This is a genomic window from Wenjunlia tyrosinilytica (genome assembly GCF_014646055.1).
In the GTDB taxonomy this organism is placed as follows: domain Bacteria; phylum Actinomycetota; class Actinomycetes; order Streptomycetales; family Streptomycetaceae; genus Wenjunlia; species Wenjunlia tyrosinilytica.
This window is the reverse complement of sequence record NZ_BMMS01000021.1, coordinates 80,563-96,519: the sequence shown is the minus strand read 5'-3', so window position 1 is coordinate 96,519 and position 15,957 is coordinate 80,563. Positions and strand designations below refer to the sequence as shown.

13 protein-coding genes and 1 pseudogene are annotated in these 15,957 nt (G+C 71.2%); 9 read left to right on the top strand and 5 right to left on the bottom strand.

Going from position 1 to position 15,957, the window contains the following annotated elements; all coding sequences use genetic code 11:
• The first annotated feature begins 284 nt into the window (after nt 1–284).
• Together whiG and IEY86_RS23215 are read left to right on the top strand one after the other, a co-directional pair.
• The gene (gene whiG / locus IEY86_RS23220; RefSeq protein ID WP_189133760.1) at nt 285–1,103 is read left to right on the top strand and encodes an RNA polymerase sigma factor WhiG; all 819 of its coding nucleotides are present in this window, start codon (nt 285–287) and stop codon (nt 1,101–1,103) included.
• A 125-nt stretch (nt 1,104–1,228) separates the two neighbouring features.
• Nucleotides 1,229–1,789, top strand: a complete 561-nt coding sequence (locus tag IEY86_RS23215) for a TetR/AcrR family transcriptional regulator (protein ID WP_189133821.1) — start codon at nt 1,229–1,231, stop codon at nt 1,787–1,789.
• Between the two features lie 112 nt (nt 1,790–1,901).
• Here IEY86_RS23215 and IEY86_RS23210 read toward each other — a convergent pair whose 3' ends face one another.
• Entirely contained in the window at nt 1,902–2,489 is a 588-nt protein-coding gene (locus IEY86_RS23210) for a M23 family metallopeptidase (RefSeq protein WP_308425164.1), read from the bottom strand.
• Between the two features lie 1,119 nt (nt 2,490–3,608).
• Here IEY86_RS23210 and rpsB point away from each other — a divergent pair.
• The 6 genes from rpsB (at nt 3,609) to rlmN (ending at nt 9,895) form a co-directional block, all read left to right on the top strand.
• Nucleotides 3,609–4,568: a 30S ribosomal protein S2 gene (gene rpsB / locus IEY86_RS23205; RefSeq protein WP_189133758.1), complete on the top strand. Its 960-nt coding sequence runs from the start codon at nt 3,609–3,611 to the stop codon at nt 4,566–4,568.
• Between the two features lie 112 nt (nt 4,569–4,680).
• Entirely contained in the window at nt 4,681–5,514 is an 834-nt protein-coding gene (tsf, locus tag IEY86_RS23200) for a translation elongation factor Ts (RefSeq protein ID WP_189133757.1), read from the top strand.
• A 141-nt stretch (nt 5,515–5,655) separates the two neighbouring features.
• Nucleotides 5,656–6,435, top strand: a complete 780-nt coding sequence (gene pyrH / locus IEY86_RS23195; RefSeq protein ID WP_189133756.1) for a UMP kinase — start codon at nt 5,656–5,658, stop codon at nt 6,433–6,435.
• 162 nt (nt 6,436–6,597) lie between these two features.
• Complete coding sequence (frr, locus tag IEY86_RS23190; RefSeq protein WP_189133755.1) at nt 6,598–7,155, top strand: ribosome recycling factor; 558 nt, start codon at nt 6,598–6,600, stop codon at nt 7,153–7,155.
• Nucleotides 7,155–8,597 (top strand): phosphatidate cytidylyltransferase, encoded by a 1,443-nt coding sequence (locus IEY86_RS23185; RefSeq protein ID WP_189133754.1) that lies wholly within the window; start codon nt 7,155–7,157, stop codon nt 8,595–8,597. The genes frr and IEY86_RS23185 overlap by 1 nt, the downstream gene beginning before the upstream one ends.
• Before the next feature lie 194 nt (nt 8,598–8,791).
• A complete protein-coding gene (gene rlmN, locus IEY86_RS23180; RefSeq protein ID WP_189133753.1) occupies nt 8,792–9,895 on the top strand; it encodes a dual-specificity RNA methyltransferase RlmN in 1,104 nt (367 codons plus the stop codon).
• A gap of 101 nt (nt 9,896–9,996) precedes the next feature.
• Here rlmN and IEY86_RS23175 read toward each other — a convergent pair whose 3' ends face one another.
• The 4 genes and pseudogenes from IEY86_RS23175 to IEY86_RS23160 all read right to left on the bottom strand — a co-directional run bounded on the left by IEY86_RS23175 (nt 9,997) and on the right by IEY86_RS23160 (nt 14,240).
• Nucleotides 9,997–11,205: a hypothetical protein gene (locus tag IEY86_RS23175; protein ID WP_189133752.1), complete on the bottom strand. Its 1,209-nt coding sequence runs from the start codon at nt 11,203–11,205 to the stop codon at nt 9,997–9,999.
• Nucleotides 11,206–11,399: 194 nt separating this feature from the next.
• Nucleotides 11,400–12,104 (bottom strand): annotated as a pseudogene (locus IEY86_RS23170) (ABC transporter ATP-binding protein); the annotation flags it as partial.
• Nucleotides 12,105–12,408: 304 nt separating this feature from the next.
• Complete coding sequence (locus tag IEY86_RS23165; protein WP_189133751.1) at nt 12,409–13,770, bottom strand: aspartate aminotransferase family protein; 1,362 nt, start codon at nt 13,768–13,770, stop codon at nt 12,409–12,411.
• Nucleotides 13,767–14,240, bottom strand: a complete 474-nt coding sequence (locus IEY86_RS23160; RefSeq protein ID WP_373287078.1) for an Lrp/AsnC family transcriptional regulator — start codon at nt 14,238–14,240, stop codon at nt 13,767–13,769. The genes IEY86_RS23165 and IEY86_RS23160 overlap by 4 nt, the downstream gene beginning before the upstream one ends.
• 220 nt (nt 14,241–14,460) lie before the next feature.
• Between IEY86_RS23160 and IEY86_RS23155 the strand changes: the two genes are divergently transcribed.
• Nucleotides 14,461–15,912 (top strand): gamma-aminobutyraldehyde dehydrogenase, encoded by a 1,452-nt coding sequence (locus IEY86_RS23155; RefSeq protein WP_189133750.1) that lies wholly within the window; start codon nt 14,461–14,463, stop codon nt 15,910–15,912.
• Nucleotides 15,913–15,957 lie beyond the last annotated feature (45 nt).

The window sequence follows — 15,957 nt, the reverse complement described above, 5'->3', positions numbered from 1 at the left end:
TGACAAGACGGTTCTTGACCTGGGGCGATCGGGTGATGAGGTTGGGGGTGTGACCGCACACCCCCCCAATTCGCCCGAGGCCGCCCCCGCCGCGCCTCCCGTGCGGCCGGAGCCGCCGCGAGGGCCCAGCCTCCACCGCGCCGGGCGGCCCCGGCTCCAGCGGAACGTATCTGCGCGCCGCCCCCGCATCCGCCGCAGTGGCACTGCGCGACCGACCCGTCACGCTACGCTCGCGAATATCCGCATCCGCACTCCAGCATCGGTAGAACGGCTCAAGGCGACGTATGCCCAAGCACACCTCCGGGCCTGACCGCGTGTCCGCCGCGACGGCCGCCCCCGGGACCGCGGCGCTCGCCGAGCTGTGGCGCTCCTACAAGTCCACCGCCGACCCACGCCTTCGGGAACAGCTGATCCTGCACTACTCACCGCTGGTGAAGTACGTCGCCGGACGCGTCAGCGTGGGCCTGCCCTCCAATGTCGAGCAGGCCGACTTCGTCTCCTCCGGAGTGTTCGGGCTCATCGACGCGATCGAGAAGTTCGACCCCGAGCGCTCCATCAAGTTCGAGACCTACGCCATCAGCCGGATCCGCGGCGCCATCATCGACGAACTGCGTGCCCTCGACTGGATCCCGCGCTCCGTCCGCCAGAAGGCACGCGCCGTCGAACGCGCCTACGCCACCCTCGAAGCCAAGCTGCGCCGCACCCCCAGCGAGCCCGAGGTCGCCCATGAGATGGACATCTCGGTCGAGGAACTGCGGGCCGTCTTCAGCCAGCTCTCCCTCGCCAATGTGGTCGCGCTCGAGGAACTGCTCCACGGCGGCACCGAGACCGGCGACCGGCTCAGCCTCGTGGACACCCTCGAGGACACCGCCGCCGACAACCCCGTGGAGATCGCCGAGAGCCGCGAACTGCGGCGCCTGCTCGCCCGCGCGATCAACACCCTTCCGGAGCGGGAGAAGACCGTCGTCACGCTCTACTACTACGAGGGCCTCACCCTGGCCGAGATCGGCCAGGTGCTCGGCGTCACCGAGAGCAGGGTCAGCCAGATCCACACCAAGTCGGTCCTGCAACTTCGGGCCAAGCTCGCCGAGGCGGGCCGCTGACCCGGGCCCGCGTGAGTTCCACCGAATGTTTTGCGCCAACCCGGTGGTGGCAACAGTGCCGCACCACCCACCGATCCAGGACATCTACGTACAGTAGGACCGTGCCGAAGATTCGAGCGGCCTCGGTGGCCGAGCACCGGACCATGCAGCGCGACGCCCTGCTGGACGCCGCGCGCGCCCTGCTCTCCGAAGGGGGAACGGAGGCGCTGACCTTCCCCGCCCTCGCCGAGCGCACGGGGCTGGCCAGGTCCTCGGTCTACGAGTACTTCCGCTCGCGCGCCGCGGTCGTGGAGGAGCTGTGCGCCGTGGACTTCCCCGTCTGGGCGGCGGAGGTCGAGGCGGCGATGGAGCTGGTCGCGACTCCGGAGGCCAAGATCGAGGCCTACGTCCGCCGCCAGCTCGCCCTCGTCGGGGACCGTCGGCACCGCGCCGTCGTCGCCATCTCGGCCGGGGAACTGGACGAGGGCGCGAGGGAGAAGATCCGCGCCGCCCACGGCCAGTTGATCGCGATGGTGGTCGAAGCGTTGGCCGCCCTCGGCCACGACCAGCCCCGACTGACGGCGATGCTCCTGCAGGGCCTCGTGGACGCCGCCGTCCGCCGCCTCGAACTCGGCGCCGCCGAACCCCCGCAGGAGATCACCGAAGCCGCGGTGAGTATGGCCCTCCAAGGCGTTCACCGCCCCTGACGCCCGGGCCCTTCGCGCGCCCGCCCGGCCCTGCGGGCGCCCCATGCCCAGCAGACGCAGCCCCGGGTCGGCCTCCGGGCCCCCGCCCCGCCCTCTCCCCCCGCCCCCTCCCTCACCCGGTCGCCTCCTTCGGCGGTCGCTGCGCCTGCGGGCGCCCCTTGCTCAGCCTTGTGCGGGCCCAAAGGGCCGAGGCGGCGAGGAGGGCAGCGGCTGCTCCTGGCGGGCCGCCGCGGGATTTCCGCTTCCGCGCCATGGCGGCGGCCGGTGCCATGCCCTGCCTTGGGACGCCGAAGATCGGGAGCAGGCGGGAGTGGCCCGCGTGGAGCAGTGACTCCGGGAGCAGGGACAGCGGGTCCAGGTACTGGTCTGCTCGCAGGAGGCCCCAGTGGACGCACTGCGCCGCGCAGTGCGACGGGACGTCTGCCTGGATGGTGCCCAGGACGTCGCCCGCGCGTAGGCGGTCGCCCTTCCTCACCGACGGAGCCACCGGCTCGTACGTGGTGCGCAGTGGGGGTGCCCCGGTGCCTTCCAGGACCACCGACACCACGCCCCGGCCACCCACCGGGCCGGCGAACGACACCGTTCCGGGCGCCGCCGCCCGCACCGCCCGGCCGGTCGCCGCGCCGAGGTCCACCCCGCGGTGTCCCGCTCCGTAGGGCGACAGCGGAGGGTCCCACCCCCGCACCACGACCGGTCTCACCCGGCCGCCGCCGGGGTCCACCGGCCAGGCCCGGTCACCCCCACCCGGCCCCGCACCCGGCCCCGGCCCCGCACCCGGCCCCGGCCCCGCACCCGGCCCCGGCCCCGGCCCCGGCCCCGGCCCCGGATCCGGACGCGGCTCAGACCCCGGCTCAGACCTCGACCCGGACTCCGGCCCAGGCTCCGGCTCAGACCCCGGTCCAGACCACGGTCGAGACCCCGGCCCCGGATCCGGATCCGGACGCGGTCGAGACCCTGGACCAGGCCCCCGACGCGGCTCAGTCCCCGGCCCAGGCTCCGGCCCCGGACGCGGCTCAGACCTCGACCCAGGCTCCGGCTCAGACCCCGACCCGGACCCCGGTCCAGGCCACGGTCGAGACCCCGGCCCCGGATCCGGATCCGGACGCGGTCCAGACCCCGGTCGAGACCCTGGCCCAGGCCCCCGACGCGGCTCAGTCCCCGGCCCAGGCTCCGGCTCAGACCCCGGCTCAGACCCCGGCCCGGACCCCGGTCCAGACCCCGGTCGAGACCCCGGCCCAGGCTCCGGCTCAGACTCCGGCCCCGGACCCGGCTCGGACCCCGACCCGGACTCCGGCCCCGGAATCGGGGCGGCCACCGCAGCCCCCGGGCCCAGCAGGACCAGGGCCGTGGTCATGGGCACGGCCATGCCGAAGACCATGCCCATGACCATGCCCACGGCCATGACCGCGGTCGCAGCCAGGGCCCCCCGGCACCCGAGTACCGTTTTCGAGCGCTTCATGCGAAGACCATGCGCCCCACGCCCGGGACGCAGTGGATCTTGGTGTGATTCTGTGGAAAACGCCGCTCATGTGGAAAACCTGGTCACCCGTTCGGGAGAAAATCACCAAGTCGCCCGGCGCTCGGCCGGTCCCGTACACTTTCCCTGGCGATCCGGGTCACCGGATCGACTTCGCACGCCCCACCACCCCTGGAGATGCCCCCGAGGCTCCCAGCGGCGGCAGCGCTCCTGGTCCGAAGGAAACCCGTTTCCGAGGCACGGCGCTACCGGGGCGTCAGGCACGGCCGCCACCCGGCAGCCGTGGGCAACCGGGAACAAGCCTCCACGCACTTCGGGGGCGCAACACCAAGGAGTACGGCCATGGCCGTCGTCACGATGCGGGAGCTGCTGGAAAGCGGCGTCCACTTCGGGCACCAGACCCGCCGTTGGAACCCGAAGATGAAGCGCTTCATCTTCACGGAGCGCAACGGCATCTACATCATCGACCTGCTGCAGTCGCTGTCGTACATCGACCGCGCCTACGAGTTCGTGAAGGAGACCGTCGCCCACGGTGGCTCGGTCCTCTTCGTCGGTACGAAGAAGCAGGCCCAGGAGGCCATCGCCGAGCAGGCGACCCGCGTGGGCATGCCCTACGTCAACCAGCGCTGGCTGGGCGGCATGCTCACCAACTTCTCGACCGTCCACAAGCGCCTCCAGCGCCTCAAGGAGCTCGAGGAGATCAACTTCGAGGACGTGGCCGGCTCCGGCATGACCAAGAAGGAGCTCCTGGTCCTCCAGCGCGAGAAGGACAAGCTCGAGCGCACCCTCGGTGGTATCCGTGACATGCAGCGCGTGCCCAGCGCCGTGTGGATCGTGGACACCAAGAAGGAGCACATCGCCGTCGGCGAGGCCCGCAAGCTGCGTATCCCGGTCGTCGCGATCCTGGACACCAACTGCGACCCCGACGAGGTCGACTACAAGATCCCGGGCAACGACGACGCGATCCGCTCCGTCACGCTGCTCACCCGCGTGATCGCCGACGCCGTCGCCGAGGGCCTCATCGCCCGCGCCGGTGCCGCCACCGGTGACGCGAAGGTGGAGCCGGGCGCCGACCAGCCGCTGGCCGACTGGGAGCGCGAGCTCCTCGTCCGCGACGAGAAGGCCGACGAGGCCAAGGCCGACGAAGCCAAGCCCGCCGAGGCCAAGGCCGACGATGCCGCCAAGGCCGACGATGCCGCCAAGCCCGCCGAGGCCGAGGCCGAGCCGGCCGGCGCCGCGGCCGAGGAGAAGTCCGACGAGGCCGCCGCCGAGCAGCCCGCCGCCGAGGCCGACAAGGCCTGACGGTTCGACCTTCTTCCGGGCGCCGACACGGCATCCGATCGGCGGGGGCCCCACCAGGCCCCCGCCGTTCACCGGTAGATCCACCGACATACCGAGAAGAGATTTACAGACCATGGCGAACTTCACCGCCGCCGACGTCAAGAAGCTCCGCGAGCTCACCGGCGCCGGCATGATGGACTGCAAGAAGGCGCTGGACGAGGCCGAGGGCAACGTCGAGAAGGCCGTCGAGATCCTGCGCGTCAAGGGCCAGAAGGGCGTCGCCAAGCGCGAGGGCCGCAACGCCTCGAACGGCGCTGTTGTCGCCAAGCTCGAGGGCGGCAAGGCCGGCGTGCTGGTCGAGCTCAACTGCGAGACCGACTTCGTCGCGAAGGGTGACCGCTTCGTCGAGGTCGCCAACACGATCGCGGACCACGTCGCCAAGACCTCCCCGGCCGACCTCGAGGCCCTGCTCGCCACCGAGATCGAGTCCGGCAAGACCGTGCAGGCCTTTGTCGACGAGGCCAACGCGACCCTCGGCGAGAAGATCGTCCTGAGCCGCTTCGCGCAGTTCAACGACGGCTTCGTCGCCTCCTACCTGCACCGCACCAGCCCGGACCTGCCCCCGCAGGTGGGCGTCCTGGTCGAGCTGGACAAGGAGGACGCGCAGGTCGCCAAGGACGTGGCCCAGCACATCGCCGCGTTCGCCCCGAAGTTCCTCTCCCGCGCGGACATCCCCGCCGACGTGCTCGAGAACGAGCGCCGCGTCGCCGAGGCCACCGCTCGTGAGGAGGGCAAGCCGGAGGCCGCTCTGACGAAGATCGTCGAGGGCCGCGTGACGGGCTTCGTCAAGGAGAACGCCGTTCTGGAGCAGGCGTTCGCCAAGGACAACAAGAAGACCGTCCAGAAGGTCCTGGACGAGGCCGGCGTGACGCTGAAGCGCTTCGCCCGCTTCCGCGTCGGCGTCTGACCACCGTCCACCCGCTAGGGTCGGACCCGTCGGCAGGCTCAGGCCGGCACCAGTTGTGACGCGAGGAGGCCATTGCCGTGCAGGGAACCGGACCGGAACCCGCGGCAGTGGCCTCCTTCGTACGTGTACGAGGAGAAGTCGATGCAACCCGACGCCGGTAAGGCCGAGACCGGCCGGCCCGCAACCAAGGACGGCGCCACACGTCGCCGCTTCCTTCTCAAGCTGTCCGGTGAGGCGTTCTCCGGCGGGGGCGGCCTCGGCGTCGACCCCGACGTCGTGCACGCCATCGCCCGGCAGATCGCGGCCGTCGTACGCGGCGGCTACGAGATCGCCATCGTGATCGGCGGCGGCAACTTCTTCCGCGGCGCCGAGCTCCAGGTGCGCGGCATGGACCGGGCCCGCTCCGACTACATGGGCATGCTCGGCACGGTCATGAACTGCCTCGCCCTCCAGGACTTCCTGGAGAAGGAGGGCATCGAGACCCGGGTGCAGACCGCCATCACCATGGGCCAGGTGGCCGAGCCCTACATCCCCCTGCGCGCCGTGCGGCACCTGGAAAAGGGCCGTGTCGTGATCTTCGGCGCCGGTATGGGCATGCCCTACTTCTCCACCGACACCACCGCCGCCCAGCGTGCCCTGGAGATCAACGCCGAGGCACTGCTGATGGCCAAGAGCGGCGTCGACGGGGTCTACGACTCCGACCCCAAGCACAATCCCGACGCCGTGAAGTTCGACGCGCTGGAGTACTCCGAGGTGCTCGCGCGCGGCCTCAAGGTCGCCGACGCCACGGCGATCAGCCTGTGCATGGACAACAAACTGCCGATCCTCGTCTTCGAGCTGCTGAGCGAGGGCAACATCGCCCGCGCCGTACGGGGTGAGAAGATCGGCACGCTCGTCAGCCACCACGGCAATCGCGACTGACAGCGCCACTCACGAGGCCACCGGCAACGCGAGACGCCATCGGCAACGCGAGCGGCGAGCCCTCTCAACGAGGGATGGACAACCCGCTGCCTTATCGACACCGTGCAGGTAGCGACCCGCGGGTGAACCGGCGGGCAGGGGCAAGGGACAGGGAGCTGTGAAGTGATCGAAGAGACCCTCCTCGAGGCCGAGGAGAAGATGGAGAAGGCCGTACTGGTCGCCAAGGAGGACTTCGCCGCGATCCGCACCGGCCGGGCCCACCCGGCGATGTTCAACAAGATCGTGGCGGACTACTACGGCGCCCTGACGCCCATCAACCAGCTCGCGTCGTTCTCGGTGCCCGAGCCGCGCATGGCCGTGGTGACGCCCTTCGACAAGAGCGCGCTGCGCAACATCGAGCAGGCGATCCGCGACTCGGACCTGGGCGTCAACCCCAGCAACGACGGCAGCATCATCCGGGTGGTGTTCCCGCAGCTGACCGAGGAGCGCCGCAAGGAGTACATCAAGGTCGCCCGGAGCAAGGGCGAGGACGCGAAGATCTCGATCCGCAGCATCCGCCGCAAGGCCAAGGAGACCCTCGACAAGCGCGTCAAGGACGGCGAGTCCGGCGAGGACGAGGTGCGCCGCGCGGAGAAGGAGCTCGAGGACACCACCCACAAGTACGTGGCCCAGGTGGACGAGCTCCTCAAGCACAAGGAATCCGAGCTCCTCGAGGTCTGATGAACGAGTCTTCCTGGGGAGCTCCGTCGGGAGACCGGCAGCAGGCCCAGCCGCCGGCAGCCCCCGGGCCGGCCACCCCGCACGGCCGTGCCCACGGGGACGCGTCGGTCTACCAGCACACCCCGGCGGACCAGGACGAGACACAGCTCTTGCCACCCGTGGCCGACGGCCGCGCGGACCTGGGCTCCCTCACCCGTTCGGCCCACACTCCGCACCTGGGGGCCCCGGCGGGAGGCCCGGCCGAGCACGGCCCCGGCCAGGGCCCGGGCTACGGATACGCCCCTGGTCGGGCGTACCAGCAGCCCGGCAGTCCGGTGTACGGGGACGGGGATGCGGCGCAGACTCGGTACATGCCCTCCGTGCCCGACGCTGTCCCGGACCCCGAGCCGAACGGCGAGGGGTGGAACGGCGAGGGGCGCAACGGTGGCGGGTGGGGCAACGGCGGCCCGGAGGGCGGCGCCCACCGCGGCCGCCCACTGTTCCGGGACGAGCCGGGCACCACCGGCGAGCCGGGCACGGCCAACGGTCCGGGCACGGCGAACGGTTCGGGCGGCGGCCCGGACAAGCCCGGCGAGCCCTTGGGCAGGCACGAGCCGGAGCCCGTACCGGCTCCGGCGGCCCCGGTGAACCGCGGGGGCCGCAACCTCAAGGCGGCGATCGGGGTCGGCGTCGGCCTCGGCGCGGTGATCCTCGCCTCGCTGTTCGTCTACAAGCCCGCGTTCCTCGGCGTCGTCGTGGTCGCCGTCGTCGTGGGCCTGTGGGAGCTCACCTCGCGCCTGGCCGAGCGCAAGGAGATCAAGGTCCCCCTGGTCCCGCTGGTCGTCGGCGGGGCCGGGATGCTCATCGCCGGATATGTGCGCGGGGCCGAGGGCGCCTGGGTCGCCATGGCCCTCACCGTCCTCGCGGTGCTGGTCTGGCGCATGATCGAGCCGCCGGAGAACTACCTGCGCGATGTGACGGCGGGGGTGTTCGCCGCCTTCTACGTCCCGTTCCTGGCCACCTTCGTGGTGCTGACGCTCGCCGCGGACGACGGCGCCTGGCGGGTGCTGACCTTCCTGCTCCTCACCGTCTGCAGCGACACCGGCGCCTACGCGGTGGGCTACCGCTTCGGCAAGCGCAAGCTCGCCCCGAGGATCAGCCCCGGCAAGACCCGCGAGGGCCTGCTCGGCGCGATCGCCTTCTCGATGGCCGCGGGCGCGCTGTGCATGCAGTTCGCCATCGACGGCGGATCGTGGTGGCAGGGCCTGATCCTGGGCCTGGCCGTCGCCGTCAGCGCCACCCTCGGCGACCTGGGCGAATCCATGATCAAGCGGGACCTCGGCATCAAGGACATGGGCACCCTGCTCCCCGGGCACGGCGGCATCATGGACCGGCTCGACTCCCTGCTGCCGACCGCGCCCGTGGTCTGGCTGCTGTTCGTGATCTTCGTGGGAGCCGGCTGACCCGACCGGTCCGGTCGGCCGGGCGCGAAGGAAACCGCGTACGAAACGAAGCAACGGCGAAGGAACGCAGGCACGGCGAGGCACGGCGAGGCACGGCGAGGAACGGCGAGGCACGGCGAAGGAACGAGGCCTCATGGAGGGGCTCCCGGCAGCGTGCCGGGAGCCCTTCCCACGTCTGCGACACTGGTACGACCATGCCTGTACCCGGAGAACTCACTTTCGCCGCGCCGCGAGGGGCCAAGCCCCCGCGGCACCTTGCCGACCTCACCCCCGGGGAGCGCCGGGAAGCCGTCGCCGCGCTCGGCGAGAAGCCGTTCCGCGCCGGCCAGGTCTCCCGCCACTACTTCGCGCGCCTCGCCGACGACCCCGCGCACTGGACCGACATCCCGGCCGCGTCCCGCGACAGGCTCGCGAGCGACCTGCTGCCCGACCTGATGTCGGTGGTGCGGCACGTCTCCTGCGACGGCGACACCACCCGCAAGACCCTGTGGCGGCTGTTCGACGGCACGCTCGTCGAGTCCGTGCTCATGCGCTACCCCGACCGGGTGACGATGTGCATCTCCTCGCAGGCAGGCTGCGGGATGAACTGCCCGTTCTGCGCCACCGGCCAGGCGGGGCTCACCCGCAATCTGTCGACGGCGGAGATCGTCCACCAGATCGTCGCCGGCATGCGCTCCCTGCGCGACGGTGAGATCCCCGGCGGCGCGGCCCGCCTGAACAACATCGTCTTCATGGGCATGGGCGAGCCGCTGGCCAACTACAAGAAGGTCGTCGGCGCCATCCGCCGCCTCACCGACCCCGAGCCTGACGGCCTGGGCCTGTCCCAGCGCGGCATAACCGTCTCCACGGTCGGCCTGGTCCCGGCGATGCACCGGCTGGCCGACGAGGACATGAAGGTCCGCCTCGCGCTGTCCCTGCACGCCCCGGACGACGAACTGCGCGACACGCTCGTGCCCGTCAACACCCGATGGAAGGTCTCCGAGGTCCTGGACGCCGCGTGGAACTATGCCGAGCGCAGCGGCCGCCGGGTCTCCATCGAGTACGCGCTGATCAAGGACATCAACGACCAGGCCTGGCGCGCCGACCTGCTCGCGCGCAAGCTCAAGAACCACCGGGTGCATGTGAACCTGATCCCGCTCAACCCCACTCCGGGGTCGAAGTGGACCGCGTCGCGGCCGGAGGACGAGCGGGAGTTCGTCCGCCAGCTGGAGAAGCACGGTGTGCCGGTCACCGTCCGCGACACCCGCGGCCAGGAGATCGACGGCGCCTGCGGCCAGCTCGCCGCCGCCGAGCGCTGAACGCCGACGCGGGGAAGGACCGACTCCCCAAGCGCTGAACGCCGGACGCCGCTGGGGCCCCGGCAACTTCCGGGGCCCCAGCGGCGCTCACGCCCCCACGCTCACACATACATCGGCAGCGCCGCCAGTTCCGCGAACATCCAGGTCAGCGGGGCCAGCACCCCGATAAGCGCCGCGCACCGCAGCCCTGCCGCCCGGCGCAGCAGCGAACGCGGCGCCCCGAGCCGGGCGAGCGTGGCGGTGCTCGGCCGCCGCGCTCCCCGTGACTCCACCGCCGCCGCCATGACGGTGGCGACCGAGCACACCGCGACGAGCACCGCCCCGAACACGGTCAGCGGGTCGATGGCCGGCCGCGCCGAGGTGTGCCACAGGCGCAGCGTCGCCAGCCCCGCGAACGCCGCCGCGCACAGCACGCCCACCGGCCGTCCCAGCCGGTGCGACTCCGCCGCCAGACCGCGCCCGGCCAGCAGGCGCAGGGCGTTCGGCCGCCCCCAGGCGATCAGCTGACCGCACAGGTGCACCAGCCCCGGCCCCGCGACCACGAATCCCGCGGCGGTCACGACCCAGCCGATGAGCATCGCCGTGGAGACGGTGCCCACCGTGCTGGGCAGGTTGACACCGGCGCGGGGCACCACGTGCTCCCAGTGCCCCGCGTACAGCTCGAGCGCCAGCCCGGCGAAGGCGAGCACCACCCCCCAGGGCAGACCGGAGGGCAGCCCCGCTTCCTGGTCCCCGGGCGTGGCGGGGGTGTCATGGGTGTCGTGGTCGTCCTTCGAGCGCTGCTTGGGCGGCCGGATCTGCCGGGGCCGAAGCGCCACGGCGGAGGCGGCGGCGCCCAGGAGCGGGATGAGCGCCAGCAGCGTCAGCGTGGCCCCCAGCGGCAGCGTCCGCCGGGAGCCCAGGGCCTCCTCCTGGCCCGGCGCCAGCGGTGAGGTGGTCGGCAGGTCCCCGCGCAGGTGCAGGAAGGCCACGAACGCCAGCAGACTCCCGATCGCACACCAGAAGCCGGTCGCCACCGCGGCGAGCATCGGCAGACGGCTGGAGCTGTATCCGGTGGCGCTGAGCCCCGCGGTCAGCTCCCGGCTCGGCTCGACCCGTGAGACCGCCACCGACAGGTGGACGACGGCCGCGGCGGGCACCAGGCACCACAGCAGCCTGGCGGTCGCCCCCGTCGCCCGGTCCGGATGGGCGAGGGCGTATCCGAGCGCGCACAGCAGCAGGAATCCGGCGCCCGCGGAGACGGCGGCGAGGAGGAGTCGGCGCAGCAGGGTGGTGGGACGGGAACCTCGGGCTACGCGGAGGCAGAGCACCGGTCCGCGCCCTCCCTGCCCGTGGCCGTGGTCGCCGTCGGGGGAGCCGTCGGCGGGGCCGATGCCGTGGAGCCCGCGGCCACGGCCGAGGCGGGAGCGGCGGTCTCCGGCTCCGCGTCGGCGGTGTGCTGGGCGTCCTGCGCGCCCTCCTGGAGGCTCCCGTTCGCTCCGGCGGTGACCCGGCTGCGCTCGCCCGCGTCCGCGGCGGCCCTGCCGTCGAGCAGGGCGACGGTGCGGTCGGCGCAGGCGGTCACCTCGTCGTCGTTGGTGGCGAGGACGATGGTGATCCGGTGCGAGCGTGACACCGTTGTCAGAATGCGGAGCACCTGGCCGCGGTCGGCGCAGTGCAGCGGGGCGGTGGGCTCGTCGGCGAAGAGCACCGCGGGCCTGGTGACGAGGGCGCGGGCGATGGCCACGCGCTGGCGCTGCGCCTGGAGAAGCTCGGCCGGTCGCCTTCGGGCGCAGTCGGCCACGTCCAGGCGCTCCAGCCACTCCTGCGCCGCGAGTGCGGCGGCCTTGTGGGAGGCGCCGCCGAGCAGCAGGGGCAGGGCGGCGTTCTCCCGGACGGTCAGCTCCGGCACCAGGTGGGGCTCGGTGCCGATCCAGCCGAAGCGCTCTCGGCGCAGCCGCTCACGCGAGGAGGCGTTGAGGGTGTGCACGGGGATGCTGTGGAACCAGACCTCGCCGTCGTCGGGCAGAAGCTGCCCGGACAGGCAGTTCAGCAGGGTCGACTTGCCGCAGCCGCGCGGGCCGGTGACGGCGAGGATCTCGCCCTCCCGGGCGGCGAGGGAGACTCCGCGCAGTGCGGGCGAACCGTCGTAGGACTTCACGAGTGCGCGCGCCCACAGCGCATCGTTGTCCGGCGGGGCCACCGTCAAGAGAGCACCTCCGGGTTTCATCGCCTCGTCCGACGAACGAGTGCGAGGGGGGTCGGTCACGCCCGGGCGGTGGTTCCGGGCATATTTGTCATATTCCGCACCATACGTTCCATCCGAAGAGAGGCTTGGACGACTCGCGGACCGACAAACGTAAGAACCCGATCGGCGCGGCGCCGGGGACGAAGCGGCAACGGGCAAACATGAAGCGGCAACGGGCAAACGGAAACGGCCCCTCCTCGCGGCAAGGGGAAGCCGGGAGGAGGGGCCGCGCCGGGGGCCCGGGGAGCGTGCTTCGGCCGGTCAGGGCGGGCCGGCCGAGGGGTGGCTAGAGCTTGGTCCAGGCCTCGGTGAGGACGCTGCGCAGGATCTGCTCGATCTCGTCGAAGGTCGACTGGTCGGAGATCAGCGGCGGCGCCAGCTGCACCACCGGGTCGCCGCGGTCGTCGGCCCGGCAGTACAGACCGTTCTCGAACAGGGCCTTGCTGAGGAACCCGTAGAGGACGCGCTCGCTCTCCTCGTCGGTGAACGTCTCCTTGGTCGCCTTGTCCTTGACGAGCTCGATGCCGTAGAAGAAGCCGTTGCCGCGGACGTCGCCCACGATCGGCAGGTCGTGCAGCTTCCGCAGCGTGCTCAGGAAGGCGCCCTCGGTGTCCAGCACGTGCTGGTTGAGGCCCTCGCGCTCGAAGATGTCGAGGTTGGCCAGCGCCACGGCGGCCGAGACCGGGTGGCCGCCGAAGGTGTAGCCGTGCAGGAACACCTCGCCGCCGCTGTAGAAGGGCTCGGCGACCCGGTCGGAGACGATGGCCGCGCCGATCGGGGAGTAGCCCGAGGTCATGCCCTTCGCGCAGGTGATGATGTCGGGCACGTAGCCGAACTTGTCGCACGCGAAGTAGTGGCCGAGGCGGCCGAAGGCGCAGATGACCTCGTCGGAGACGAGCAGCACGTCGTACTGGTCGCAGATCTCACGGACCCGCTGGAAGTACCCGGGCGGCGGCGGGAAGCATCCGCCGGCGTTCTGCACGGGCTCCAGGAAGACCGCGGCCACGGTGTCGGGGCCCTCGAAGAGGATCTCCTGCTCGATCTGGTCGGCGCACCAGCGGCCGAAGGCCTCCGGGTCGTCGCCGTGGATCGGGGCGCGGTAGATATTGGTGTTCGGGACCTTGTGGGCGCCGGGCACCAGCGGCTCGAACGGCGCCTTGAGCGCCGGCAGGCCGGTGATGGACAGCGCGCCCTGCGGGGTGCCGTGGTAGGCGACCGCGCGGGAGATCACCTTGTACTTGGTGTGGTTGCCCGTGAGCTTGTGGTACTGCTTGGCCAGCTTCCACGCGGTCTCGACGGCCTCGCCGCCGCCGGTGGTGAAGAAGACCTTGTTCAGGTCGCCCGGGGCGAGGTCCGCCAGGCGCTCGGCCAGCTCCACCGCCTTGGGGTGGGCGTAGCTCCACACCGGGAAGAACGCCAGGTCCTGGGCCTGCTTGTAGGCGGCGTCGGCCAGCTCGGTGCGGCCGTGGCCGGCCTGCACGACGAACAGGCCGGCGAGACCGTCGAGGTACCTGCGCCCGTTGCTGTCGTAGATGTAGGTGCCCTCGCCGCGAACGATCGTCGGGACGGGGTTCTTCTCGTACGACGACATGCGGGTGAAGTGCATCCACAGGTGGTCGTACGCGGTTTTTGAAATGTCCGCGCTCATCTGGTGCCCCAGGTGTAGGTCTGCTTGCGGAGCTTCAGGTACACGAAGCTCTCGGTGGTGCGCACCCCGGGCAGGGACCGGATGCGCTTGTTGATCATTTCCAGAAGGTGGTCGTCGTCCTCGCAGACGATCTCCACCATCAGGTCGAACGAGCCGGCCGTGATGACGACGTACTCGACCGCGTCCATCTCGGCCAGCGCGTCGGCCACCGGGTCCATGTCCCCGTCGACCTTGATGCCGACCATCGCCTGGCGGCGGAAGCCCACGGTGAGCGGGTCCGTCACCGCGACGATCTGCATCACTCCCTGGTCGAGCAGCTTCTGGACGCGCTGCCGGACCGCTGCCTCGGACAGCCCCACGGCCTTGCCGATAGCCGCGTAGGGGCGACGTCCGTCCTCCTGGAGCTGCTCGATGATCGCCTTGGAAACCGCGTCGATCATGGGAGCGCCGTGTCTGTCACGTGTGGCCACGGACGCCACTGTGCACGACGCTCGTCAGTGGCGCAACCCCGGATCAAAGGATTTCGTGGTCTGGGACCTTGGAAAGCACTGATTCCATTGTTGGGCACTTCGGGGTGTGTCGAATACGGCAGAACGACGGTTAGGCTGGGTGCATACAGCCTCGCGGCGCCGCGATCCGGTAGCCGGTCGTGGCTGCCCAGGACCTACCGGAGAGGACAGGAGAGACGCTGTGAGCGAGCTCCGCGCCCTGCGCAACTACATCAACGGCGAGTTCACGGACGCCGCGGACGGCCGCACGACCGAGGTGATCAACCCGGCGACCGGCCAGGTGTACGCCACGGCTCCGCTGTCCGGCGCAGCCGACGTGGACGCCGCCATGCAGGCCGCTGCCGCCGCCTTCCCGGCCTGGCGCGACACCATCCCGTCCGTCCGCCAGCGCGCCCTGCTCAAGATCGCGGACGCGGTCGAGGCCCGTGCCGAGGACCTCATCGCGGCGGAGTCGGAGAACACCGGCAAGCCGATCGCCCTGACGCGGAGCGAGGAGATCCCGCCGATGGTCGACCAGATCCGCTTCTTCGCCGGAGCCGCCCGCGTACTCGAGGGCAAGGCCGCGGGCGAGTACATGGAGGGCCTGACCTCGATCATCCGCCGCGAGCCGGTGGGCGTGTGCGCCCAGGTCGCCCCGTGGAACTACCCGATGATGATGGCGGTGTGGAAGTTCGCCCCGGCCATCGCCGCGGGCAACACCGTCGTCCTCAAGCCGTCGGACACCACCCCGGCCTCCACCGTCCTGCTCGCCGAGATCATCGGCGCGGTGCTGGAGGAGATGGACCTGCCCAAGGGCATCTTCAACGTGGTGTGCGGCGACCGTGACACCGGCCGTCTGATGGTCGAGCACAAGATCCCCGCCATGGCGTCGATCACCGGCTCCGTGCGCGCCGGCATGGCGGTCGCCGAAAGCGCCTCGAAGGACCTCAAGCGGGTCCACCTCGAGCTCGGCGGCAAGGCTCCGGTCGTCGTCTTCGACGACGCCGACATCCCCAAGGCCGTCGAGGACATCGCGGTCGCCGGCTACTTCAACGCCGGCCAGGACTGCACGGCCGCCACCCGGGTGCTGGTTCAGGAGGGCATCCACGACGAGTTCGTGGCCGCGCTCGCCAAGTTCGCCGCCGGCACCAAGACCGGGCAGCCGGACGACGAGGACGTGCTCTACGGCCCGCTGAACAACGCCAACCAGCTCGCGCAGGTCACCGGCTTCATCGACCGCCTGCCCGAGCACGCCAAGGTCGAGACGGGCGGCAAACGCGTCGGCGAGCAGGGCTACTTCTACGCCCCGACCGTGGTCTCGGGCCTCAAGCAGGACGACGAGATCATCCAGAACGAGGTCTTCGGCCCGGTCATCACCGTCCAGAAGTTCACCGACGAGGACCAGGCCGTCGAGTGGGCCAACGGCGTCGAGTACGCCCTCGCCTCCTCGGTGTGGACCAAGGACCACGCCACCGCGATGCGCCTGTCCAAGAAGCTCGACTTCGGCTGCGTGTGGATCAACACCCACATCGCCCTGGCCGCCGAGATGCCCCACGGCGGCTTCAAGAAGTCCGGCTACGGCAAGGACCTGTCGAGCTACGGCTTCGAGGACTACACGCGCATCAAGCACGTGATGACCTCGCTGGACCTCTGATCCCACGGGAGCTGCGACGGGCAGACGGCCCGACCGGCGCGGCCC

Excerpts from the sequence above, each read along its gene's own strand:
- whiG (WP_189133760.1), top strand. The coding sequence starts at position 285 with ATGCCCAAGCACACCTCCGGGCCTGACCGCGTGTCCGCCGCGACGGCC.
- rpsB (WP_189133758.1), top strand. The coding sequence starts at position 3,609 with ATGGCCGTCGTCACGATGCGGGAGCTGCTGGAAAGCGGCGTCCACTTC.
- tsf (WP_189133757.1), top strand. The coding sequence starts at position 4,681 with ATGGCGAACTTCACCGCCGCCGACGTCAAGAAGCTCCGCGAGCTCACC.
- pyrH (WP_189133756.1), top strand. The coding sequence starts at position 5,656 with ATGCAACCCGACGCCGGTAAGGCCGAGACCGGCCGGCCCGCAACCAAG.
- IEY86_RS23185 (WP_189133754.1), top strand. The coding sequence starts at position 7,155 with ATGAACGAGTCTTCCTGGGGAGCTCCGTCGGGAGACCGGCAGCAGGCC.
- rlmN (WP_189133753.1), top strand. The coding sequence starts at position 8,792 with ATGCCTGTACCCGGAGAACTCACTTTCGCCGCGCCGCGAGGGGCCAAG.
- IEY86_RS23165 (WP_189133751.1), bottom strand. The coding sequence starts at position 13,770 with ATGAGCGCGGACATTTCAAAAACCGCGTACGACCACCTGTGGATGCAC.